21 protein-coding genes are annotated in these 22243 nt (G+C 73.0%); 6 read left to right on the top strand and 15 right to left on the bottom strand.

What is annotated here, in order from left to right; genetic code table 11:
* Positions 1 to 23: 23 nt before the first annotated feature.
* From ACZ4UX_RS27755 to ACZ4UX_RS27745, 3 genes are read right to left on the bottom strand one after another with little or no spacing between them, the layout of a single operon-like run.
* On the bottom strand, positions 24 to 875 hold the full coding sequence (locus ACZ4UX_RS27755) for an ATP-binding cassette domain-containing protein (protein ID WP_465708702.1): 852 nt from the start codon (positions 873 to 875) through the stop codon (positions 24 to 26).
* Complete coding sequence (locus ACZ4UX_RS27750; RefSeq protein ID WP_465708701.1) at positions 872 to 1903, bottom strand: ABC transporter permease; 1032 nt, start codon at positions 1901 to 1903, stop codon at positions 872 to 874. The genes ACZ4UX_RS27755 and ACZ4UX_RS27750 overlap by 4 nt, the downstream gene beginning before the upstream one ends.
* Positions 1900 to 2919 carry a substrate-binding domain-containing protein gene (locus tag ACZ4UX_RS27745; protein WP_329490622.1) on the bottom strand — a complete coding sequence of 340 codons (1020 nt, stop codon included), beginning with the start codon at positions 2917 to 2919 and terminating at the stop codon, positions 1900 to 1902. Before ACZ4UX_RS27745 ends, ACZ4UX_RS27750 begins: the two co-directional genes overlap by 4 nt.
* Positions 2920 to 3276: 357 nt before the next feature.
* Here ACZ4UX_RS27745 and ACZ4UX_RS27740 point away from each other — a divergent pair, with 357 nt between their 5' ends.
* Entirely contained in the window at positions 3277 to 4368 is a 1092-nt protein-coding gene (locus ACZ4UX_RS27740) for an alpha/beta hydrolase (RefSeq protein WP_465708700.1), read from the top strand.
* Between the two features lie 64 nt (positions 4369 to 4432).
* On the opposite strand, the gene ACZ4UX_RS27735 is transcribed toward ACZ4UX_RS27740, so the two are convergent.
* Entirely contained in the window at positions 4433 to 6025 is a 1593-nt protein-coding gene (locus ACZ4UX_RS27735; RefSeq protein WP_352295142.1) for a PucR family transcriptional regulator, read from the bottom strand.
* A gap of 425 nt (positions 6026 to 6450) precedes the next feature.
* Here ACZ4UX_RS27735 and ACZ4UX_RS27730 point away from each other — a divergent pair, with 425 nt between their 5' ends.
* The 5 genes from ACZ4UX_RS27730 to ACZ4UX_RS27710 all read left to right on the top strand — a co-directional run bounded on the left by ACZ4UX_RS27730 (position 6451) and on the right by ACZ4UX_RS27710 (position 13261).
* Positions 6451 to 7338, top strand: coding sequence for an FAD binding domain-containing protein (locus ACZ4UX_RS27730; RefSeq protein WP_465708699.1), 888 nt, complete (start codon positions 6451 to 6453; stop codon positions 7336 to 7338).
* The gene (locus ACZ4UX_RS27725) at positions 7335 to 7820 is read left to right on the top strand and encodes a (2Fe-2S)-binding protein (protein ID WP_359804322.1); all 486 of its coding nucleotides are present in this window, start codon (positions 7335 to 7337) and stop codon (positions 7818 to 7820) included. The genes ACZ4UX_RS27730 and ACZ4UX_RS27725 overlap by 4 nt, the downstream gene beginning before the upstream one ends.
* Complete coding sequence (pucD, locus tag ACZ4UX_RS27720) at positions 7817 to 10189, top strand: xanthine dehydrogenase subunit D (protein ID WP_465708698.1); 2373 nt, start codon at positions 7817 to 7819, stop codon at positions 10187 to 10189. Before ACZ4UX_RS27725 ends, pucD begins: the two co-directional genes overlap by 4 nt.
* A 319-nt stretch (positions 10190 to 10508) precedes the next feature.
* On the top strand, positions 10509 to 11993 hold the full coding sequence (locus ACZ4UX_RS27715; RefSeq protein WP_465708697.1) for an NCS2 family permease: 1485 nt from the start codon (positions 10509 to 10511) through the stop codon (positions 11991 to 11993).
* A gap of 83 nt (positions 11994 to 12076) precedes the next feature.
* On the top strand, positions 12077 to 13261 hold the full coding sequence (locus tag ACZ4UX_RS27710) for an XdhC family protein (RefSeq protein ID WP_465708696.1): 1185 nt from the start codon (positions 12077 to 12079) through the stop codon (positions 13259 to 13261).
* A gap of 24 nt (positions 13262 to 13285) precedes the next feature.
* Here ACZ4UX_RS27710 and ACZ4UX_RS27705 read toward each other — a convergent pair whose 3' ends face one another.
* The 11 genes from ACZ4UX_RS27705 to ACZ4UX_RS27655 form a co-directional block, all read right to left on the bottom strand.
* On the bottom strand, positions 13286 to 13579 hold the full coding sequence (locus ACZ4UX_RS27705) for an antibiotic biosynthesis monooxygenase family protein (protein WP_329490613.1): 294 nt from the start codon (positions 13577 to 13579) through the stop codon (positions 13286 to 13288).
* A 109-nt stretch (positions 13580 to 13688) separates the two neighbouring features.
* Positions 13689 to 14309 (bottom strand): LysE family translocator, encoded by a 621-nt coding sequence (locus ACZ4UX_RS27700; RefSeq protein ID WP_329490612.1) that lies wholly within the window; start codon positions 14307 to 14309, stop codon positions 13689 to 13691.
* 48 nt (positions 14310 to 14357) lie between these two features.
* Positions 14358 to 14561: a cold-shock protein gene (locus ACZ4UX_RS27695; protein WP_359804318.1), complete on the bottom strand. Its 204-nt coding sequence runs from the start codon at positions 14559 to 14561 to the stop codon at positions 14358 to 14360.
* Between the two features lie 98 nt (positions 14562 to 14659).
* Positions 14660 to 15574, bottom strand: coding sequence for an SDR family oxidoreductase (locus ACZ4UX_RS27690; RefSeq protein ID WP_465708695.1), 915 nt, complete (start codon positions 15572 to 15574; stop codon positions 14660 to 14662).
* Between the two features lie 177 nt (positions 15575 to 15751).
* Entirely contained in the window at positions 15752 to 16168 is a 417-nt protein-coding gene (locus ACZ4UX_RS27685; RefSeq protein ID WP_465708694.1) for a PIN domain-containing protein, read from the bottom strand.
* The gene (locus ACZ4UX_RS27680) at positions 16161 to 16358 is read right to left on the bottom strand and encodes a type II toxin-antitoxin system VapB family antitoxin (RefSeq protein WP_465708693.1); all 198 of its coding nucleotides are present in this window, start codon (positions 16356 to 16358) and stop codon (positions 16161 to 16163) included. Before ACZ4UX_RS27680 ends, ACZ4UX_RS27685 begins: the two co-directional genes overlap by 8 nt.
* Before the next feature lie 78 nt (positions 16359 to 16436).
* The gene (locus ACZ4UX_RS27675) at positions 16437 to 18158 is read right to left on the bottom strand and encodes an SDR family oxidoreductase (protein ID WP_465708692.1); all 1722 of its coding nucleotides are present in this window, start codon (positions 18156 to 18158) and stop codon (positions 16437 to 16439) included.
* Complete coding sequence (locus tag ACZ4UX_RS27670) at positions 18155 to 19039, bottom strand: M24 family metallopeptidase (RefSeq protein ID WP_465708691.1); 885 nt, start codon at positions 19037 to 19039, stop codon at positions 18155 to 18157. Before ACZ4UX_RS27670 ends, ACZ4UX_RS27675 begins: the two co-directional genes overlap by 4 nt.
* Before the next feature lie 14 nt (positions 19040 to 19053).
* Positions 19054 to 20142, bottom strand: coding sequence for a PDR/VanB family oxidoreductase (locus tag ACZ4UX_RS27665; protein ID WP_352295124.1), 1089 nt, complete (start codon positions 20140 to 20142; stop codon positions 19054 to 19056).
* 19 nt (positions 20143 to 20161) lie between these two features.
* Positions 20162 to 21076 (bottom strand): metal-dependent hydrolase, encoded by a 915-nt coding sequence (locus tag ACZ4UX_RS27660; protein ID WP_465708690.1) that lies wholly within the window; start codon positions 21074 to 21076, stop codon positions 20162 to 20164.
* A 204-nt stretch (positions 21077 to 21280) separates the two neighbouring features.
* Positions 21281 to 22060: an IclR family transcriptional regulator gene (locus ACZ4UX_RS27655; protein ID WP_465708689.1), complete on the bottom strand. Its 780-nt coding sequence runs from the start codon at positions 22058 to 22060 to the stop codon at positions 21281 to 21283.
* Positions 22061 to 22243: the final 183 nt, after the last annotated feature.

Genomic DNA, 22243 nt, shown 5'->3' with positions numbered 1-22243 from the left:
CCGGGAGGCGGCGTTGGGGGTGGTCACGGCTGCGGACGCTCCTCACGGGGGTCACGGGAGTCACGGGTGTCACGGGGTTCACGGGGTTCACGGGTGCCGGTGCCCGGGCGGGCCAGCTCGTGCGAGAGCTCCTCCAGGTCGGAGCCGCCGGCCATCTCGGTGGTGAGCTCCTCCAGGCCGGTCTCCGCCCGCGGGTGGCTGCCGGCCATCCGGCCCCGCTTGAGCAGGGTGAAGTGGTCGCCGACCAGGTAGGCGTGGTGCGGGTTGTGGGTGATCAGCACCACCCCGAGGCCGGCGTCGCGGGCGGCGGTGACGTACTTGAGCACCACCCCCGACTGCTTGACGCCGAGCGCGGCGGTGGGCTCGTCCAGGATCAGCGCCTCGGCGCCGAAGTGGACGGCCCGGGCGATCGCCACGCACTGGCGCTGGCCGCCGGAGAGGGTGCCGATCGGGCGGTCGACGTCGTGCAGGTCGATGCCCATCCGGGCGAGCGCCTCCCGCGTGGTGGCGCGCATCCCGTCGGCGTCCAGGCGCAGTCCGCCCCAGCGCCGCAGGCCCCGTTCGGAGCCGAGGAAGAAGTTCCGCCAGACGGGCATCAGCGGGACGACCGCGAGGTCCTGGTAGACGGTGGCGATGCCGCGGTCCAGCGCCTCGCGCGGGGAGCCGAAGCGGACCTCCTCGCCGCCGACGGTGAAACGGCCCTCGTCGTGCCGGTGCAGCCCGGCGATGATCTTGATCAGGGTGGACTTGCCGGCGCCGTTGTCGCCGAGCACGCAGCTGATCTCGCCGGCCCGCAGGGTGAGCGAGACGTCCTGGAGCGCCCGGACGGAGCCGTAGGTCTTGCCGACGCCTTCGAGGCGGAGCAGCTCGGTCATCGCGGTCCCCGTTCGGCGCGGCGCTTGACGAAGGTGTTCAGCAAGGCGGCGAGCAGCAGCATCGCACCCAGGAAGAACTTGAACCAGTCAGGGTTCCACTGGGCGTAGATGATGCCCTTGCTCGCCATGCCGAAGATCAGCGCGCCGAGCGCCGAGCCGACCACCGAGCCGTAGCCGCCGGTGATCAGGCAGCCGCCGATGACGGCCGCCACGATGTAGATCAGCTCGTTGCCGACGCCCTCGCCGGACTGCACGGTGTCGAAGGAGAACAGCAGGTGCTGGCCGAGCACCCAGGCGCCGAAGCCGACGCCGAGGTAGAGCACCGTCTTGGTCCGGGCGACGGGCACGCCGACCGCCCGCGCCGCGGCCGCGTCGCCGCCGACCGCGAAGATCCAGTTGCCGAAGCGGGTCCGCAGCAGCACCCAGCTGCCGACCAGCAGCAGGCCGAGCCACCACCAGACGGTGGCCTTGACCGTCAGCCCGCCGACGGTGACCTCGGAGGCGAACAGCCAACGGCAGGCGCCGAAGCCCTCCATGTCGGAGATCGGCTTGGTCGAGACGGTGCCGGAGACCAGCTTGGTGACGCCGAGGTTGGCACCGGTGAGCATCAGGAAGGTGCCCAGGGTGACGATGAAACTGGGCAGCTTCGTCCGGCTGAGCATCCAGCCGTTGAAGCCGCCGACCGCCAGCGTCACCAGCAGCGAGACCAGCACGCCGACCCAGGTCACCGCGGTGAGCTGGTAGGACACCATCGACGAGGTCAGCGCGGCGGTGGTGACCAGCACGCCGGCCGACAGGTCGAACTCGCCGCCGATCATCAGCAGCGAGACCGGGACGGCCATGATCCCGATGGTGGAGGCCGCGTACAGCACGGTGCCCAGCGAGGAGACCCGCAGGAACGGTTCGGCGACCGCGGCGAAGACCAGGAAGACCGCGGCGGCGGCGATCAGCGCCCCCAGTTCGGGGCGGGCGAGCACCCGCCGCAGCGCCGCCGGGCGGTCCTGGACGAGGAGGTCGGTGGTGCTCAACGCGTCCCCCTCGCGACGTACTCGGCGAGGGCGTCGGCGTCGTCGCGGGTGAGGATCTGCGGCCCGGTCAGCACGGGCTTGCCGCCACCGAGCATGTCCAGGTTGGAGCGGTAGAGCCAGAGCAGGTCGACGCCCTCGTAGCCCTGGAGGTAGGGCTGCTGGTCGACGGCGAAACCGACCGAGCCGGACTTGAGGCCGGCCACCACCTGGGTGCCCAGGTCGAAGGTGTCGAGCTCGACGGGGCGGCGGGCGTCCTGGATCGCCTGCAGTCCGGTGGCGGCCATCGGCCCGGAGAGGGTCAGCACGGTGTCGATGGCCGGGTCGGCCTGCAGCTTGGCGGAGACGGCGGCCCGGGCGTCGGGCATGTTGACGCCGTCCACGTAGAGCACCTGGAAGGCCCCGCCGGCCTTGGACTGGGCGCCGGAGCAGCGCTGCTCCTGGCCGACGTTGCCCTGCTCGTGGATCACGCAGAGGACGTTCTTGCGGCCCCGGCCGGCGAGCTCGGTGCCGGCCGCCTGGCCGGCGGTGGACTCGTCCTGGCCGATGTGGGTCAGCGCGCCGAACCGGGCGGAGTACTCCTGGCCGGAGTTCACGGTGATCACCGGGATGCCGGCCGCCTTGGCCTTGCCGAGCACGTCGCCGAGCGCGTCGCCCTTGGCGAGGGTGACCAGCAGGCCGTCGACCTTCTGGTCGATGGCGGCCTGGACCAGCTGGACCTGGTTCTGGGTCTGGGCGTCGTTGGAGTACAGGAAGGTGATGTTGTCCTTGGCGGCGGCCTGCTCGGCGCCCTTGCGCACGGTGTCCCAGAAGGCGTCGCCGGCGCCGGCGTGGGTCACCATGGCGATCTTCCAGCGCGGGGTGGTGACGGCACTGCCACCGGCGGCCGCGGCCTGGCTGCGGGCGTGCTCGGCGCGGAGGCCTCCGGTACTGCTGCAGCCGGCCACGGCGGCCAGCACGGCGAGGACGGCGCAGGCGGGCCGGAACCGGCGGAAGGGGCGAAAGCGGGTTGTGCTCATCCCCATAGTCTCGCTGCCCGCCGCGCGCGGCATCGCACCGCCTCGCCCGCCGCCCGGATCCGCCCGGGCGGTATCGTGCCCCCGGTGGCGTTCCTGGGAGTCCGCTGGGTGCAGCGTCCGGGTGCGGGCCGTCAGGGTGGCAGACTGGTGCGGGCCCCAAGAGGGAAACAGCGCCGAAACGTGATGTTCCTCTCAGGTTCCTTACAGATTTGGACGGCAACCGATCCCGTGTTCCCGACCGTCTGATGCCATTGGAGCGCGTTCCGGGCGAGTGGGGCCCCGGACGGCTTTGAACCCGGATACGAGAATTTGATGCAACTGACAGGCACGCCATTCCTCATCTGCACGATCGTCCTCGTGCCGATCTCCATCGCGGCGGCCCTGCTGCTCTGGGGAAAGGTGCGCGGGCCGAGGCCGGTGCAGGTCCTGTCCAGGCTTGCCATGATCGTCTTTTGCCAGATCACCGCCGTGACGACGGTCTTCGTCATGGTCAACAACGCCAACCTGATCTACGGCAACTGGGACGACCTGCTGGGCACCGGCAACCACGTCCGGGCCGTGCCCTCCGTCCCCCCGGCCGAGGCGGGCGCCGGCGGGGCCCAGGCCGGCGGCGACGCCGCCAAGCAGCCGCCCAAGGTCCACCAGCAGTTCCGCAGCGTGGACGACCCCAAGGTGCCGAACGACGTCCAGAAGACCGACCTCAAGGGCCAGCTGTCCGGCGTGGACGGCGAGGTGCTGGTCTGGCTGCCGCCGCAGTACCACGACCCGGCGTTCAAGGACAAGAAGTTCCCGGTCGTCGAGCTGATCCCGGGCTTCCCCGGCTCCTCCTCCACCTGGTACGGCACGCTCAAGGTCTCCGAGCAGCTCAAGCCGCTGATGCAGGAGGGCAAGGTGGCGCCGTTCATCCTGGTCTCGCCGCGCACCCTGCTGCTGGGCAACAGCACCGACGCCGGCTGCACCGACGTGCCCGGCAAGGTCAACGCGGACACCTGGCTGACCCGCGACGTCCCCCAGATGGTGCTGGACAACTTCCGCGCCGAGCCGTCGGCCGACCGCTGGGCGGTGGCCGGCTACTCGGCCGGTGCCCACTGCGCCGCCAAGCTGTCACTGGCCCACCCCAACCGCTACCGGGCCGGCATCAGCCTCTCGGGCTACAACGACCCGGCGGTCGAGAAGTCCTCGCTGGTCGGCAAGGACGCCAAGCTGCGCGAGGCGAACAACCCGGTCACCATCGTGAAGACCGCCGCCCAGCCGCCGAAGGTCGCCCTGTACATCAGCGGCAACAAGGGCGACGGCTACGAGGACGGCCAGGCGATCGCGGCCGTCGCGAAGGCGCCGACCACCGTCCAGGTCCAGGAGACCACCGGGCCGCACTCCAGCGACGTCTGGAAGAACATGGTGCCGGGCGTCTTCCAGTGGCTCACCTCGATCATCCCCGTGCAGCCGTAGTCATGCGGAAGGGGTCCGCCCCGCACACCGTCGGTGTGCGGGGCGGACCCCTTTCCGTGCGGGCTCAGGCCAGTTCGAGGGCCAGGTAGAAGTCCACCCGGTCCTCCAGCCGGGAGAGGTCACGGCCGGTCAGCTCCTCGATCCGGCCGATCCGGTAGCGCAGCGTGTTGACGTGCACGTGCAGCTGGGCGGCGCAGCGGGTCCACGAGCCGTCCGAGCGCAGGAACGCCTCCAGGGTGCGGACCAGGTCCGCCTGGTGCTCGATGTCGTAGGCGATCACCTTGTCCAGCAGCCGGCTGCGGAACGCCCGGCGGACCTCGTCGGGCACCGCGGCCAGCAGCAGCACGTGCGAGGCCAGCTCCTCCGGGCCGGCCACGCAGACCCGGCCGACCCGGGCGGCGGCGATCCGGCGGGCGTGCCGGGCCTCCTCCAGGGCGCCGCGCAGGCCGCCCGCCTCGGAGGCGGGGGCCGACACGCCGAGGGTGATCCGGCCCTCCGAGCCGAGGCCCGCCTCCAGCGGGGCGAGCAGCTCCCGCAGGGTGTCGGCGGGCACCGCGCTGTCCAGCGCGGGCAGCACCACCACCGCGCCGGTGCCCGCCCCGGCGACCAGGGCGCGGTCGGTGGTGCCGTTGAGAGCTTCCTCCAGGATCAGCCGCACCGCGCCCTCGGGCAGGCCGGTGCCCTCGGCGCTGAGCACCAGCCAGGAGCCGTCCGGCGACTGCGGCTTGGGCTCGGGGTTCTCGTACCGGGCGGCCATCGCCGAGGAGGCGTACAGGGTGCGGCTGATCTCGCCCGGGTCGGCGTCGCGCTGGAGCAGCGTCAGCACCTCGTCGGCGAGGCGGCGGCGCAGCCGGCGGCCCTCGTCGCGGCGGTGCCGCTCGGCGGCGACCAGCCGGGCCAGGTTCTCGGCGAGCTGCTGGCGCTTGGTGGTCCATTCGGTGACGTCGCCGGCCACCGCGAGCACCCAGTCGGCGAGCGGCGCCTGGACGTCGTCGAGGGCCGGGGCGGGCAGCAGCGAGTAGGAGCCGTTGGCCAGCCGGGCCCGGTGCGGGGGGCGGCGGCGCTGGCGCTGGGCGCCGAGGTGGGCGCGGACCAGCTGGTCGCGGTCCTCGGCGGAGAGCCGGTCGGCCGGGCCGGCGATCACCGCGCCGGTGGGCGTGAGCACCCAGCAGTCGAGGTCGAGGTCGCCGCCGAGGAGGTCGAGGACGGCGTCCAGTCCGCCGCCGCCGGCCGCGGAGACCAGCAGCCGGTGGCGGTCGACCAGGGCGGCCAGGTCGGCGGCGCGGTCGGCGGAGACCTGTCGGCCGATGAACTCGGTGACGGTGCCGAAAGCGATGTCGTCGGGTACCGCCAACAGGGGCATCCGGTGCCGGCGGCACGCGTCGACGAGGTCCTCGGGGACGGGGCCGACCTCGGCCTCGCCGGCCGCGAGGGCGACCGCGCCGCCGGCCACGATGGTCCGCACGAAGCGTTCGGAGTCGGCCGGCCCGGTGCGCCAGAGCATGCCGGTGAGCACCAGCTCGCCGCCGTGCAGGTAGCGGCCCGGGTCGTGCAGGTCCGTGGTCATCACGCCGCTGACCTGCCGGTCGAGCTCTTCCTCGGCCGCGAGCAGGCGCAGTCTCGGGGCTCCGGGGGCGAGCAGGTCGCGGACACGCATCCGGGACTCCTTACGGGCTTGGGGTGGGGGTGAGGGGGCCCGAGCGCGCGGTCCGGGGGTCACAGTGTGCCCGAACATCCGTGCTCGGTGTTACGTCCCAACGGACGCCCGGATCACGGGGTCATAGCTTGGGAATCACGGCCGGATTACGGTCGTAGGCAGCACCCGGAAATCAGCTGGGCTGCGAGATTCTCGTCCTTAGAGGAACGTACAGGATGCCGGGCGGGACCACAGCCGGGGCTTCATGCCATCGGTGACTGCCAGTGGGCCCCGTCACAGAGGTTCACTGGCCACACGCCGCCGGACACACCCCGGTGACCAGGACCCGACGCGGAGGCGACGAAGCGGACAGCGCGGTCCGAACACCGAGTTCCCGGGCACTGTGCCCACCCGTCCGGCCGGCAACGACTTGAGGAGACACCCGCATGGAGTTCCTTCGGCCCGCTACCTGGGACGAGGCACTCGCGGCGAAGGCTGAGTACCCGACCGCGCTGCCCATCTCGGGCGGTACGGACGTCATGGTCGAGATGAACTTCGACGTGCACCGGCCATCCGCGATTCTCGACCTGAACCGCATCACCGAGCTCACCGAATGGTCGAACGGCGGCGACGTCGTCCGGCTCGGCGCCTCCGTCCCCTACTCCCGGATCATCGACGAGCTGTCCGGTCCGCTGCCCGGCCTCGCGCTGGCGGCCCACACCGTCGGCTCGCCGCAGATCCGCAACCGCGGCGGCGTCGGCGGCAACCTCGGCGGTGCCTCCCCGGCCGGCGACGCGCACCCCGCGCTGCTGGCCGCCGGCCGCGACGTGTTCGTCGAGGCGGGCTCCGTGCGCGGCACCCGGATGATCCCGATCGACGAGTTCTACGTCGGCGTCAAGCGCAACAGCCTGGCGGCCGACGAGCTGATCAGGGCCGTGCACATCCCCGTCGCGGACGGCCCGCAGCAGTTCTCCAAGATCGGCACCCGCAACGCCATGGTGATCGCGGTCTGCGCCTTCGGCTTCGCGCTGCACCCGAAGAACGGCACCGTCGGCACCGGGATCGGCTCGGCCGCCCCCACGCCGCGCCGCGCCGTCGAGGCCGAGGAGTATCTGCGGGGCGTGCTCGCCGAGCGCGGCCTGTGGGAGTCCGGCGAGCTGCTGGGCGCCGAGGTGATCCAGCGGTTCGGCGAGCTGGTGAAGGCCGCCGCCTCGCCCATCGACGACGTCCGCGGCACCGCCGACTACCGGCGGCACTCGCTGGCCGTGATGGCGCGCCGCACGCTCACCTGGACGTGGAACGACTACAGCAAGCAGATCAGGAGCGCGGCATGAGGGTCACTTTCACCGCCAACGGCAAGCCGGTCGAGGCCGACGACGTCTGGGAGGGCGAGAGCCTGCTCTACGTGCTGCGCGAGCGGGTCGGCCTCCCGGGCTCGAAGAACGCCTGCGAGCAGGGCGAGTGCGGCTCCTGCACGGTCTACCTGGACGGCGTCCCGGTCTGTTCGTGTCTGGTCGCGGCCGGCCAGGTGCAGGACCGCGAGGTCCGCACCGTCGAGGGCCTGAGCGACGAGCAGGGCGAGCTGGGCCTGGTCCAGCAGGCCTTCATCGACGCCGGCGCCGTCCAGTGCGGCTTCTGCACGCCCGGCCTGCTGGTGCAGACCGACGCGCTGCTGGCGAAGGACGCCCAGCCGAGTGACAACGACATCCGTGAGGCGCTGTCGGGCAACCTCTGCCGCTGCACCGGTTACGAGAAGATCATGGACGCGGTGCGGCTGGCTTCCGCCCGCACGTGCGAGAGGGCGACGTCGGAGTGAGTACCCGCACCATCCAGGGTCAGAAGAACCTGCAGAACATCAACCAGGCCAGCAAGGACGGCATCGGCGGCTCGCCGCTGCGCCCGGACGGCAACCTGAAGGTCAAGGGCGAGTTCGCCTACTCGTCCGACCTGTGGCACGAGGACATGCTCTGGGGTATGGCGCTGCGCTCGCCGCACCCCCGGGCGAACATCCTCTCGGTGGACATCGCCGACGCGCTGAAGGTCCCCGGCGTGTACGCCGTCCTCACCCACGAGGACATTCCCGGCACCAAGTACTACGGCCTGGAGATCCAGGACCAGCCGGCCCTGGCGATCGACAAGGTCCGCTACCACGGCGAGGCCATCGCGCTGGTCGCGGCCGACCACCCGGAGACGGCCCGCCGCGCGGTGAAGAAGATCAAGGTCGAGTACGAGGTGCTCACCCCGATCACCACCGAGGAGCAGTGCCTCGACCCGGAGACCCACGGCTACGTGCACGAGCCGCACGAGTTCAAGTCGCACGGCTACGGCAACATCTGCCACGAGCAGAAGCTGGTCTCCGGCCTCGGCGTGACCGACGAGGTGCGGGCCCTGGCGGACGTCATCGTCAAGGGCAGCTACGAGGTCGGCATGCAGGACCAGGCCTTCCTCGGCCCGGAGTCCGGCCTGGCCGTGCCGGCCGAGGACGGCGGCATCGACCTCTACATCGCCACCCAGTGGCTGCACGTGGACCGCCAGCAGATGGCCCCCGTGCTGGCCCTGCCGGAGGAGAAGGTCCGCCTCACGCTGGCCGGTGTCGGCGGCGCCTTCGGCGGCCGCGAGGACATCTCGATGCAGATCCACGCCTGCCTGCTCGCCCAGCACACCGGCAAGCCGGTCAAGATCGTCTACGCCCGTGACGAGTCCTTCTACGGCCACGTGCACCGCCACCCGGCGAGGATGACCTACGAGCACGGCGCCACCCGGGACGGCAAGCTGGTCTTCGCCGACTGCCGGATCGTGCTGGACGGCGGCGCGTACGCCTCCGCCTCGCCGGCCGTGGTCGGCAACGCGGCCTCGCTCGGCCACGGGCCCTACGTGATCCCGAACGTCAAGATGCACGCCATCGCGCTGTACAGCAACAACCCGTCCTGCGGGGCGATGCGCGGCTTCGGCGCGGTCCAGGCCGCGTTCGGCTACGAGACCCAGATGGACCGGCTCGCCGCCGAGCTGGGCATGGACCCGGTCGAGCTGCGCCAGCTGAACGCGATGTCGGAGGGCGACTTCATGCCCACCGGCCAGCAGATCGACTCGCCCGCCCCGGTGGCCGAACTCCTGCGCCGGGTCAAGGACATGCCGCTCCCGCCGCCGCTGGACACCGAGCACGTGGACGTCCGCCAGCTGCCCGGCGCGCTGTCCAACACCTCGCACGGCGAGGGCATCGTGCGCGGCGTCGGCTACTCGGTCGGCATCAAGAACGTCGGCTTCTCCGAGGGCTTCGACGACTACTCCACCGCCCGGGTGCGCCTGGAGGTGATCGGCGGCGAGCCGGTCGCCATGGTGCACACCGCGATGGCCGAGGTCGGCCAGGGCGGCGTCACCGTGCACGCCCAGATCGCGCGCACCGAGCTGGGCGTCGAGCAGGTCACCATCCACCCGGCCAACACCGAGGTCGGCTCGGCCGGTTCGACCTCGGCCTCCCGGCAGACCTACATGACGGGCGGTGCGGTGAAGCTCGCCGCCGAGGCCGTCAAGCAGGCGCTGATCGAGAAGGGCCGCCGGCGCTACGGCTGGACCCAGCACGACCTGACGCTGACCGGCGGCAAGGTGGTCTCGCCGTCGACGGGCGCCCTGGTCTCCATGGTCGACCTGCTCGGCGACGAGGCGATCGACCTCACCCGCGAGCACCACCACCGCCCGACCGTGCCGTTCGACAAGGAGACCGGGCAGGGCTTCGGCCACGTCCAGTACACCTTCTGCGCCAACCGCGCGGTGGTCGACGTGGACGTCGAGCTGGGCCTGGTCAAGGTGGTCGAGCTGACCGCCGTCCAGGACGTCGGCAAGGCGCTCAACCCGCTCTCGGTGGTGGGCCAGATCCAGGGCGGCTGCACCCAGGCGCTCGGCCTGGCCGTGATGGAGGAGATCATCGTCAAGGACGGGAAGGTCCGCAACGCGTCCTTCACCGACTACCTGATCCCCACCATCCTGGACACCCCGCCGATCCCGGTGGAGATCCTCGAACTCCCCGACCCGCACGCCCCGTACGGGCTGCGCGGGGTGGGCGAGGCGCCGACCGTCTCCGCGACGCCGTCGATCGTGGCCGCCATCCGCAACGCCACCGGTCTGGCGCTCAACCGGATCCCCGTCCGGCCCGAGCACCTGACCACCGAGGCCCCCGGACCGAAGTAGCCACCGGGTCTCCCCCACACCTCCCCGGGGCGGCGACCGTCTTCCCCGCCGCCCCGGGGCAGTTCCACCCCGAAGTACAGGCACCACACATGCACCAGCCGAAGCAAAGCGAACGCATCCTCCCGCTGCCTCTCCCACGCCGGGGTTCTGCAGCGGTGCGCACCACCCACCCCCGGCCGACGGCCGGTGGAACGCACTGCACCGCAGCACTGCCACAGAGTGCGCCCAGTGAGTCGAATCGTCCCCCTGTGCCAACTTCGTTGACTGGCTGTCAGGTCGGCTCGCCCACCCCAACCCCCTTTGACACTTGGGAGTGGACATGACCAGGATCCCCACGGAGCCCGGCACCACTGAAGACAGACCCACCGAGGACGACACCCCCACGTCGGCCCCGGTCACACCGCCGAAGAACGCCATGGACGCGTACTTCAAGATCACGGCCCGGGGATCGACCTTCGGCAACGAGATCCGCGGTGGCCTCACCACCTTCATGGCGATGGCCTACATCGTCCTGCTCAACCCGATCATCCTGAGCGGTGCCGACGTCAACGGCCTCAAGCTGGACCACGCCCAGCTCACGACCGCCACCGCGCTCGCCGCCGCCGTCACCACGATCCTGATGGGCGTGGTCGGCAACGTCCCCCTCGCGGTCGCCGCCGGCCTCTCGGTCTCCGGCGTGATATCCGCCCTGGTGGTACCGCACACCACCTGGCCCCAGGCGATGGGCCTCTGCGTCGTCTACGGCCTGCTGATCGTCCTGCTGGTGGTCTCCGGACTGCGCGAGAAGATCATGAACGGCATCCCCCTGCCGCTCAAGCACGCCATCACCATCGGCATCGGCCTCTTCGTCTCGCTGATCGGCCTGGTCAAGGCCGGCTTCGTGCACACCGGCGGCCCCACCCCGCTCGCGCTCGGCCCCTTCGGCGAACTCGCCGGCTGGCCCGTGCTGGTCTTCTGCCTCACGGTGCTGACGATCTTCGTCCTGCTGGCCCGCAACGTCCGCGGCGCGATCCTGATCGGCATCGCCGGCGGCACCGTGGTGGCCTTCGTCATCAACGCGGTCGCCGACCTCCCGGCGAAGACCTGGGTCAGCTCCGCCCCGGTGTGGCCGAGCGGCGGCCCGGTCTCCGCACCCGACTTCGGCCTCTTCGGCCACATCGACGTCTTCGGGGCCTTCGGCAGCCACGGCCTCGGCGCGATCAGCGCCTCGGTCGCCGTCTTCACCCTGGTCCTGGCCGGCTTCTTCGACGCGATGGCCACCATCATCGGCGTCGGCACCGAGGCGGGCCTGGCCGACAAGCAGGGCCGGATGCCCGGCCTGTCCAAGGCGCTGTTCGTCGACGGCGCCGGCGGTGCCATCGGCGGCGTCGCGGGCGCCTCCGGCCAGACCGTGTTCGTCGAGTCGGCCACCGGCGTCGGCGACGGCGCCCGGACCGGCCTCGCCTCGACCGTCACCGGCGGCGTGTTCGCCCTCATGCTGTTCTTCTCGCCGCTCGCCGCGATCGTCCCCACCGAGGTCGCCTCCGCGGCCCTGGTCGTCATCGGCTCGATGATGATGAGCCAGGCCCGGCACATCGACTGGTCGGACCGCGAGGTCGCCATCCCGGCCTTCCTCACCTGCACCCTGATGCCGTTCACCTACAGCATCACCGCCGGTGTCGCCGCGGGCGTCATCTCGTACACCGTCATCAAGGCCGGCACCGGCAAGTGGCGCGAGCCCGGCCCGCTGATGTGGATCCTCACCGGCGTGTTCGTGGTCTACTTCGCGCTCACTCCGATCAAGTCCTGGCTGGGCGTCCACTAGCAGCACCGCCGCCGTACGGGAATCGTTTCCCGTACGGCGGCACCTCCCGTTCCGTCTTCCGAGGTGTTAAGGAGCTCCCCGACATGCACGACATCGCCGAGCAGCTGCAGGCCTGGCACGCGTCCGGGCGTTCCTTCGCCGTGGCCACGGTGGTCGGGGTCTCCGGCAGCGCGCCGCGCGACCCGGGTGCCGCGCTCGCCGTCGACGCGGCCGGCGAGGCGATCGGCAGCGTCTCCGGCGGCTGCGTCGAGGGAGCCGTCTACGAGCTCTGCCAGGCCGCCATCGAGTCCGGCCGGCCGGTGCTGGAACGCTTCGGCTACAGCGACGAGGACGCCTTCGCGGTCGGCCTGACCTGCGGCGGCGTGCTGGACGTCTTCGTCCAGCCGGTCGTCCCCGGCACCGACCCCGCGCTCGACGCCGGCATCACCTACCTCGCCTCCGGCACCCCGGTCGCCCTGGCCCGGGTGATCGACGGCCCCGCCGCACTGGTCGGCGCCACCGTCGCCGTCACCGCCGACACCCACCACGGGGCCCTCTCCCCCGCGCCCACCACCGTGGCCCCGCTGGAGCGCGCCGTGGTCGACGAGGCCCGCGCCATGCTGGACGCCGGGCGCACCGGCCGGCTGGTCCTCGGCCTCGACGGACGCCCCTGCGACGACCGGGAGCAGGGCACCGTCACCTTCTTCGTCGAGTCCTACGTCCCCGCGCCGCGGATGATCGTCTTCGGAGCGATCGACTTCGCCGCCGCCGTGGTGCGGATCGGCAAGTTCCTCGGCTACCACGTCACCGTCTGCGACGCCCGGCCGGTCTTCGCCACCGAGCGGCGCTTCCCCGACGCCGACCAGGTGGTGGTCGACTGGCCGCACCGCTACCTGGACTCCCAGCTGGACCGGATCGACGGGCGGACGGTGCTCTGCGTCCTCACCCACGACGCCAAGTTCGACATCCCGCTGCTGGAGCGCGCGCTGCGGCTGCCGGTCGGCTACATCGGCGCGATGGGCTCGCGCCGCACCCACCGGGACCGCAACACCCGGCTGCGCGAGGTCGGCCTGACCGACGCCGAGATCGGCCGGCTGCGCTCGCCGATCGGCCTGGACCTCGGCGCCCGGACCCCCGAGGAGACCGCCGTCTCGGTCGCCGCCGAGATCGTCGCCCACCGGCGCGGCGGCAGCTGCCTGCCGTTGAGCCGCGGTGAGGGGCCGATCCACCACGACCTGGCGCGGGCGGCCGGTCCGGCCACCGGGGACACGCGGTCCCACGCGGCCTGACCGCGGCGCGGCCCGGCCCCGCCGTCACCGCACGACGTCGTGGACCTCGCGGATCAGCGGCGGTGCGGCCGGGATGCCGACCTCCTGGAGGATCGGCAGCAGCACCGCCGAGAAGTGCTCGAAGGCCTCCCGGGACTCCCACACCTCGGTGACGTGCCAGCCGCCGCCCGGCGTCGGACCGGACACGTGCAGGACCAGCCCGCGCACCGGCCAGTCGGAGGGCGCGTTCAGCCCGGTGCCGCCGGTCAGCCGGTCCACCGCCTCCTCGTACTGGTCCCGGGTGGTACCGGGGAATTCGAACATCACGATGATGGCCATGCGCTGCTCCCGTCGGATGGGCTCCGTCGCCTCCCATGCAGCCCCGCCCCCGCCCGCCCGGCCATCCGGCGCCACCACCCGGGTGACGTCGGGCAGCGCGCCGGGCGGGCTACTCCGAGAGCGCCAGCCGCACCCCGAAGCCCACCACCACCGCACCCGTCACCCGGTCCAGCAGCCGGCGGGCGGCGGGCCGGCTCAGCCAGCCGCGCACCGCCCTGGCGAAGCCCACCAGCACGGCCGACCAGAGCAGGCCCTCCACGACGTGGACGCAGGTCAGCGCCACCCCGGCGGCGAAGTGCGGGGCCCCCGCGGGGATGAACTGCGGCAGCACGGCGACGTAGAAGACGCCGACCTTGGGATTGAGCAGATTGGTGAGCGTGCCGCGCCGCCAGCCGGACCGGACCCCGCCGCCGGTCGGCAGCCGCTCCGGTTCGGCCCCGCCGCCCCGGTTGCGCAGCAGGCCGATCCCCATCCAGACCAGGTACGCGGCCCCGGTCCAGCGCAGGACCTCGTACGCCAGGTGGGAGGCGGTCAGCAGGGCGGTCACCCCGGCCGAGGTGAGGGTGCCCCAGATCAGGGTCCCGGTCTGGATGCCGAGCACCACGCCCCAGGCCTGCCGGCGCTCCCCCAGGGCGGAGGTGCGCAGCACCAGCGCGGTGTCGATCCCGGGCGTGAGCGTGAGCAGTCCCACCACGAGGGCGAAGGACCACAGGGCGGTCGTCATCTCCATGGGCCTTGATCGTAGGGCCTCGGCCGGCCGGGGCGGGCCGACCGCGGGTCAGAGCGGGCGCACCCGCTCGGCCACCCAGCGCCCCTCCTGCTCCATCGGCTCGTACTCCACCCGCCGCCCCTCGGTGAGGACGCGGTCGCCCTCGGCCAGGATCGAGTCGAAGTAGACGTAGAGGGCGGGGCCGTCCTCGTCGGGGGTGATCAGGCCGTAGCCGTGGTCGGCGTGGTAGGACTGCACGGTGCCGGTGGCCATGGGGGTTCCCTCGCTTCCGCTGGGTGATGGAACTCCTGGGTACCAAATGCCCGGCCCGGAGCGGCCACGGCGCGCCCGGCCGCGCCCCGCGGCCTCGCTCAGCGGTAGCCGGCCGGGTCCAGCGGGCCGTCCGCCGTCTCTTGGTCGACCAGGTAGCGCCAGGCGTCCGGGCGGCTGCCGTCCAGGTCGGTGAAGCCGTACTCCTTCGCCAGGGCGCCGCTGGAGAGCGAGCCGCCGTTGAAGCGCGCCACCCCGGGGTCGCAGGCCAGCGCCACCACGGCGCGGCCGACGTAGCCGGGCGACTCCGAGACGCCGAAGCCGGGCTGCTTCGCGGTCGCGTCGCGCCAGTTCTCCTCGGTGACGCCGAAGTGCTCCAGCATCATCTCGGAGCGCAGCCAGCCGGGGGTCAGCGCGACCGCCGTCGCCCCGCGCGGGGCCAGCTCGTGGCCCAGCGCGAAGGCCATCCGCAGCACCGAGGACTTGGCGAGGTCGTAGCAGAGCGAGTTCCGGTAGCGGGTGGCGTTGTAGTCGGCGGTGCCGTCGGTCATCTCCACCACCAGACCGCCCGGGCGGCGCAGCAGCAGCGGCAGCAGGTGGTGGTTGGTGATCACGTGCGTCTCGACGGCCAGGCGCAGCAGGCGCAGCCCGTTGTCCAGGTCGTGCTCCCAGACCGGGCTCTCCCACTCGAAGAGGTTCTCGCCGCCCCAGATGTCGTTCACCAGGACGTCGAGCCCGCCCTGCTCGGCCTCGATCCGCCGCGCCACGGCCTCGACCTCGGCGGGGACGAGGTGGTCCGCGCGGACCGCGATCCCCCGGCCGCCGGCCGCGGTGACCAGTGCCGCCGTCTCCTCCAGGGTCTCCGCCCGCCCGTACTCCGAGCGGTGCCCGCCGGCACTGCGCCCGGTCGCGTAGACCGTCGCCCCGGCGGCCCCCAGCTGCACCGCGATCCCCCGCCCGGCCCCCCGGGTCGCCCCGGCGACCAGGGCGACCTTGCCCGTGAGCGGCTGCGCCATGTCCCGTCCTTCGCTCGTGCTTCCTCCGGCACCCTGGATGCTGCCCCGGTCACCCGGGACTTACCGCGCCGTGCCGTCGGGCGGCGGCATCATGTCTTCGCCGCCGGCCCGTCGATGCGGCCACCCGCGACGACGTACGAGCGCACGCGGCAGGCTCCCGGCGCCGCCGGGGGCGGGTCAGTCGGCCGTACCCGGCGGAACGACCCAGCGGGTGGACTGACCGGTCACGGCGGCGATCATGTCGTAGTCACCGTCGTAGTGCAGGACGGTCGCGCCGTGACGCTCGGCCGTGGCGGCGGTGACGAGGTCCGCGACCGACAGGGCCCGCCGGTTGCCGGCGGCCGTCAGTCGTGCCTGCACCTCGATCGCCCGGTCCCAGACCTCGTCCGGCGTCGGAAGCCAGTCGAAGCCGCGCATTCCTTCGCGAATGCGCTCGGCATCGGCCTTCGAGCGGGCGCTGTGCATGACCTCCAGCTCGACGGCCCCGCAGACGGCGAGGAGTCCGGCGTTGTGCAGCGGCTCGATCGCGGCGCGTACGGCAGGTGTCGGGTACCGGGCGAAGGCCGACTTGTCGATCAGGAAGCGCTCACTCACCCGGGTGCGCCTGGCCGGTGAGGTCGGGCAGTCCGCCCTCGGAGAGCCAGGTGAGGAAGGACTCGCGCTTGCGGCGCTTGATCGTGTCCTCCAGGGCCGCGTTGACCGTGGCGACCTTGGTGGTCGTCCCGAAGATCTCCGCGGCCTCGGCGAGGAGCGTGTCGTTGACGTCTATCACGGTGCGAGCCATGGCGGGCCTCCCGAGCGAGCTGGGCCTGTGATATCGATTTCCAGCCTCTCCGATATCACAGGCCCACCGGCCGCTCGCTCAGGTCACGTTGAGGCGGGCCGCCAGGCGCAGCAGGCCCGGGGAGAGGCGGCTGAGGAAGCGGGCGGCCTTGGCCTCGGGGGTGACCGGGACGACCGGCTTGCCGGTGCGGACGGCGTGCAGGATCGCGGTGGCGACCTTCTCCGGCGGGAAGCCCCGGCGGGCGTAGAGCTTCGCGGCGCGGGCCTGCTTGGCCGCCTGCTGGTCGGCGCTGGTGGCGGAGAAGGTGGAGGTGCGGGTGATGTTGGTGTTGACGATGCCGGGGCAGATGGTCGAGACGCCGATGCCGTGCCCGGCCAGTTCGGCGCGCAGGCAGTCGGAGAGCATGAACACGGCCGCCTTGCTGGTGGCGTAGGCGGTGAGCGCCTTGGACGGCAGGTAGGCGGCGGCCGAGGCGAGGTTGACGATGTGCCCGCCCCGGCCGCGGTCGGCCATCAGCGAGCCGAAGGCGCGGCAGCCGTGGATCACGCCCCAGAGGTTGACGTCCAGGACGCGCTGCCACTCCTTCTCGGTGGTCTCCAGGAACGTCCCGGAGTGGCCGATGCCCGCGTTGTTGACCACCACGTCGGGGACCCCGTGCGCGGCGGCGACCGCCTCGGCGAAGGCGTCGACGGCGGCGCCGTCGCTGACGTCGACCCGGTAGGCGTGCGCCTGGGGGCCGAGCAGGGAGGCGAGTTCGGCGGTGCGCCGGGCGGCGTCGTGGTCGAGGTCGCAGACCACCACCCGGGCACCCTCCTCGGCGAAGGCGAGCGCGGTGGCCCGGCCGATGCCGCTGCCGCCGCCGGTGATGACGACCAGCGGGCCGTCGCCGGCCGGGTCGGGGGCCTGTCCGGCGTCGACACCGGCGGTGAACTCGCGGACCATCCCGGCCACGGCGGTTCCCTTCTCCAGGAGGGCGGACCAGTGGGTGGCGTGCAGGGAGCGGCGGGTCAGCCTGGGCACCCAGCGCTCCAGCCCCTCGGAGAGGTACTCGCCGACGTAGTGGTCCCGGGTGAGGGTGATCAGCTGGACCGGCACCTCGGTGGGCCGCTCGCGCGGATTGCGCAGGGTGGGGCGCATGTTGGCCCGGTAGAGCTCGATGCCGCGCACCGCGTCCCGCCGCAGGGTGGGCTGCGGGTGGCCGGGCCGCGGGGTGACGGCCTCCAGGTCGCGCAGCACCCGGGGCCAGGCGCGGGCCAGGCCGAGCCGCCAGATGCCGGGGGCGAGGTAGGGCAGGTGGAAGGCCGTGATGTACCAGGAGTGCACGCCCTGCGCGAGCAGTTGCCGCAGGTGGCGCGGGGTGGGGCGGCGGTAGCGCTCGCGCATCCAGTGGCCGATGTGGTCCAGGCAGGGGCCGGACATCGTGGTGTAGGAGGCGAGCCGCCGCTCGGCGCCGGGCGAGGTGACGGCCTCCCAGGACTGCAGCGAGCCCCAGTCGTGGGCGACCACGTGCACCGGGCGGTCCGGGCTGACCGCGTCGGCGACCGCGAAGAGGTCGGCGGCCAGGTGCTCCAGCCGGTAGCCCTCTCGAGAGGCGGGCACTCCGGACTCGCCGGCGCCGCGCACGTCGTAGCGGACCACGTGGTGGTCGCGGGCGAGGTCGGCGGCGATGTCGTCCCAGACCACGTGGGTGTCCGGGTAGCCGTGCACCAGCAGGACGGTGGGCGCGTCGGGGTCGCCGTCCTCGAAGACGGCGAGCGGCAGCCCGCCGGAGTGGACGGTGCGGCGGCGGGTGGTCGTCATCGGGTCGCCTCCTGGGCGGTCGCCTCGGCGTGGGCAGCGGTCCAGCGCCGCACGTGCGGCAGGTCGTCGTCGAGCCAGTACGCGTCGTCCTCGGTGACCACCAGCAGCTCCTCGAACTTGATGCCCACCGCGCGGAACCCGATGTGCGGCTCCACCGCCCACAGGCCCGGGGTCGGCGCGTGCCGGGAGGACCGGCCGTCCGCCCAGAGCGGGGAGCGGCCCTGGAGGCGCTCGCCGATCAGCTCGCGGCCGAGCGTCTGGAGTGTACGCACCCCGAAACCGAGGACGTTCACCCCGGCCGGGCCGCGGCTGGTGGTCCGGGTGACCTGGTGGCCGATCACCCGGCCCGGGTAGACCCGGTGGCGGTTGTCGTAGCCGTGCGCGGCGATCTGCGCGTCCACCGCCGCGTACACCTCGTCGAGCGGGCGGCGGGCGCGGACCTCGGTGAGGATCAGCTCGCGGTAGACCCGGAGGTCGGCGGCCAGCCGGTCCCAGACCGGGTTCTCGCCGACCTTGCCGCCGTAGCCGATGTCGGCGGTGTAGCCGTCCACGATCGGCGCGCAGTCCAGGACGTACGGCATGCCGTCCTCCAGCCGGCGGTTGCCGGCGAAGAACTGCAGCGGGGTGCGGAAGTGCCGGAAGGCGGTGCGGTCGCCGAACCAGGCGAAGGGGACGTGGAAGAAGTCCTGCACGCCGGCGGCGACCAGGCACCGGCGCAGCTCGGCGGTGGCCTGCCGCTCGGTCACCCCCGGTTCGATCCAGGCGGCGACCTGTTCGGCGCAGTGGTAGGCGAGTTGCTGGACCTCGCGGAAACGGTCCAGGTCGTGGTCGGTGAACGGGAAGGCCGGGGTGCGGGGCACGGCCGGGGGGCGAAGCAGCACGGCGGGCTCCAGTGCTAGAGGTCCAGGACGAGGGTCTCGCCCCCGGCGGCCCGGGAGACGCAGGGCAGCAGGGCGCCGGCGGCGCGCTGCTCGGGGGTGAGGCGGCGGTCGCGGTGGTCCGCGGCGCCGGCCACCAGCCGGACCTCGCAGGTGCCGCAGAAGCCCTGGTGGCAGGAGTACGGCAGGTCCGGACGGGCCTCGCGGAGCACGTCCAGGGCGGACCGGTCGGCGGGGACGTCCAGCACCGGGCCGTCCGTGCCGAGCTGGACGGCGAACGGCTCGCCGCCGGTGACCGGGGCGGCGCCGAACCGCTCGAAGTGCAGGGCCCGGGCCGGCGATCCGTCCAGCGCGCGCTGGACGGCGGTCAGCATGGGGGCCGGGCCGCAGCAGTAGACGGCGGCGCCGCGCGGGGCGTGGGCCAGCAGCTCGGCGCCGGTGGGCACCCCGCCGTGCTCGTCGTCGGTGCGCAGGTGGACCCGGCCCGGGTCGAGGCCGCGCAGCAGCTCCGCGTAGGGGAGGGTGTCGGCGCTGCGGCCGACGTGGACGAGGTGCCAGTCCAGGCCGTGCCGCCGGGCCTCGTGGACCATCGGCAGCAGCGGGGTGATCCCGATGCCGCCGGCCAGCAGCAGGACGGCCGGCTCGGCGCAGAAGGCGAAGCCGTTGCGCGGGTGGCGGGCGGTCAGCCGGGTGCCGGGGTGCAGCTCGCGGTGGATCTCCTCCGACCCGCCGCCTCCCCCGGGCAGCCGGCGGACCGCGATCCGGTAGGCCCGCCGGTCGCCCGGGTCGCCGCAGAGCGAGTAGTGCCGCTCGCGGCCCGAGGGCAGCGCGAGGCGCAGGTGCGCGCCGGGCTGCCAGGGCGGGAGCGCCCCGCCGGAGGGGTCGCCGAGCAGCAGCTCGACGACGTCGGTGGCGATCGTCCGACGGGCGGTCACCACCAGTTGCAGCGCCGGGGTGGGGCGGCCGAACGGGCGCCGGGGGCTGCGGCGCAGCAGCGGGCCGCCCAGCGCGGGGGTGTAGCGGTCACCGAAGGCGGTCAGGCCTCGCATGAACCGGTCCGCGCGGGGGCGGCCGTAGAGGTCCGGGGGCGGGTTGTGCAGGTCCATCCGGGCGACTCTCCTGGCGTCAGTGGGCGGCGGCGCGGGCGGCCGGGGAGGTGGCGAGGTAGCCGAGGGCCTGGCTGGAGGAGCCCTCCTGGGTGGGGTGGTAGCCGGGCCGCAGGTAGCGCAGGCCGGAGCGGAGCGAGCGGACCGGGTCGGGCAGCAGGCCGCGCCGGGCGAGCCGCCGGGCCTCGCGCCAGCTGGGCCGGATCCGGCCGTCCAGGGTGGGGTCGGCGGCCAGCAGGAAGCGGGCGCCGCGCACCCAGAGGTGGACCAGCAGCGGCCCGGAGACGGCCATGCCGCGGATCCGGCGGGCGTAGCCGGGGTCGAGGTGGACCATCAGGTCGTAGGCGACGCTGCGGTGCTCGACCTCCTCGGCGCCGTGCCAGCGCAGCAGGTCGAGCATCGTCGGGTCGGCCTTCGCCCGGTCCAGGCCGGGCGAGTTGAGCGCCCAGTCGCCGAGGAAGGCGGTGAAGTGCTCGATCGCGGCGACGAAGGCAACCCGCTCGACGATGTTCTCGCGCCGCCGGACGGGCGGGAGGCCGGGCTTGTCCCCGAGGACGCGCTGGAACAGCCAGGTGACCTGGCGGACGTAGGGACGCGGGTCGAGGCCCTGGCCGAGCAGGTGGTCCAGCACCTCCTGGTGGGCCTCGGCGTGGATGGCCTCCTGGCCGATGAAGCCCAGCACCTCCTCGCGCAGCCGCTCGTCCCGGATCAGCGGCAGCGCCTCCTTGAACACCTTGACGAACCAGCGCTCGCCCTCCGGGAGCAGCAGGTGCAGGACGTTGATGACGTGGGTGGCCATCGGCTCGTCGGGGATCCAGTGCAGCGGCAGCCCGGACCAGTCGAAGCGGACGTCCCGGGGCTCCAGGACGAGGCTGTCGTGGACCCGGGCGGCCGGGGCGGCGACGGCGGGAACGGGTGTGGTGGTGCGGGGCATGGAGGCCCTCCTGACCTGGGGGCGGGGCGGCTCGGCTCGCGCGGCACCAGGCAACTTACTCGCGGGTAGCGCCTGCTACAAGGGTTTCGGCAGCCCTTATCGACATCGAGTCTAATAGGTGATGTGCACCGGACGGCGGCCCGGGAAACACGCGAGCCCCGCCGGGATCCGGCGGGGCTCGTGGGAGGGGGCGGCCCCGAAGGGTCAGACCGCCATCGCGAGCATCAGCGGCGCGGCCCGGGCGGCCAGCAGCTCGGCGGCCGCCTTGAGCCGGTGCGCGTTGTCGAGCGGCATCGAGGTGGCCAGGCAGCCGACCGTGCTCCCCGCCGTCACCGGCACGGCGGCGCAGACGGTGCCGAGCGCGTACTCCTGGATGTCCAGCACCGGCACGGTGGCCGGCTGGCGCTCCAGCCGGTGCATCAACTGGTCGGCGTCGACGACCGTCCGCGAGGTGAGCCGGGCCACCGGGTGGCGGGACAGGTGGTCCCGGCGGGCGTCGTGGTCGAGCTGGCTGAGCAGGCACTTGCCGATCGCGCTGGCGTGCGCGGTGGCCCGGAAGTCCACCCACTCCTGCACCGCCGGCGCGTGCTCGGCGGCCGCCACCGCCTCGACCGACAGCTCGCCGTCGTGGTACCGGGTGAAGTACACCGCCGCGCCCAACTCGTCCCGCAGCTCCGCGAGTTTGCGGTCCAGCCGGGCCCGGACCAGCTGCTCCCGGTTGTACTGCCCGAGCAGCGCGAAGGTGCCGCCGAGCACCCAACCGCCGTCCTGGCACTGGAGGTAGCCCTCGATCTCCAGGATCTCGGCCAGCCGGCGGACGGTCGGCAGGGCCAGGGACGTCTCCCGGGCGAGGGAGACCAGGGTGGCACCGCCGGGGTGCCGGTCGACGGCCTCCAGCAGTCTGAGGGCGTGCTGCAGGGAGGTGAACGGACCGGGCACGCCCTCGTCCAGCATGGCGTGGCGACCCGGGGCTGGTGTCGACATGTCGTCCCCTTCCGATGTCCCCCAGGGAGTTACCCGCGGGTGTTCTCCAGCCTAACCACCCGGGGAGGTCGGCCGGTGCCGCTCCGCGGATATTCGTGCAGGTACGGTAAAGAACTTGACCGGCGCCGGTGTCGGGTGCTCTGTGCGGACAGCACAACGGCCCCTCCCCCACTGCCCTGGGGG

The sequence above is a fragment of the Kitasatospora sp. NPDC028961 genome (genome assembly GCF_055564815.1).
This window is presented reverse-complemented; position numbering and strand designations above follow the sequence as displayed.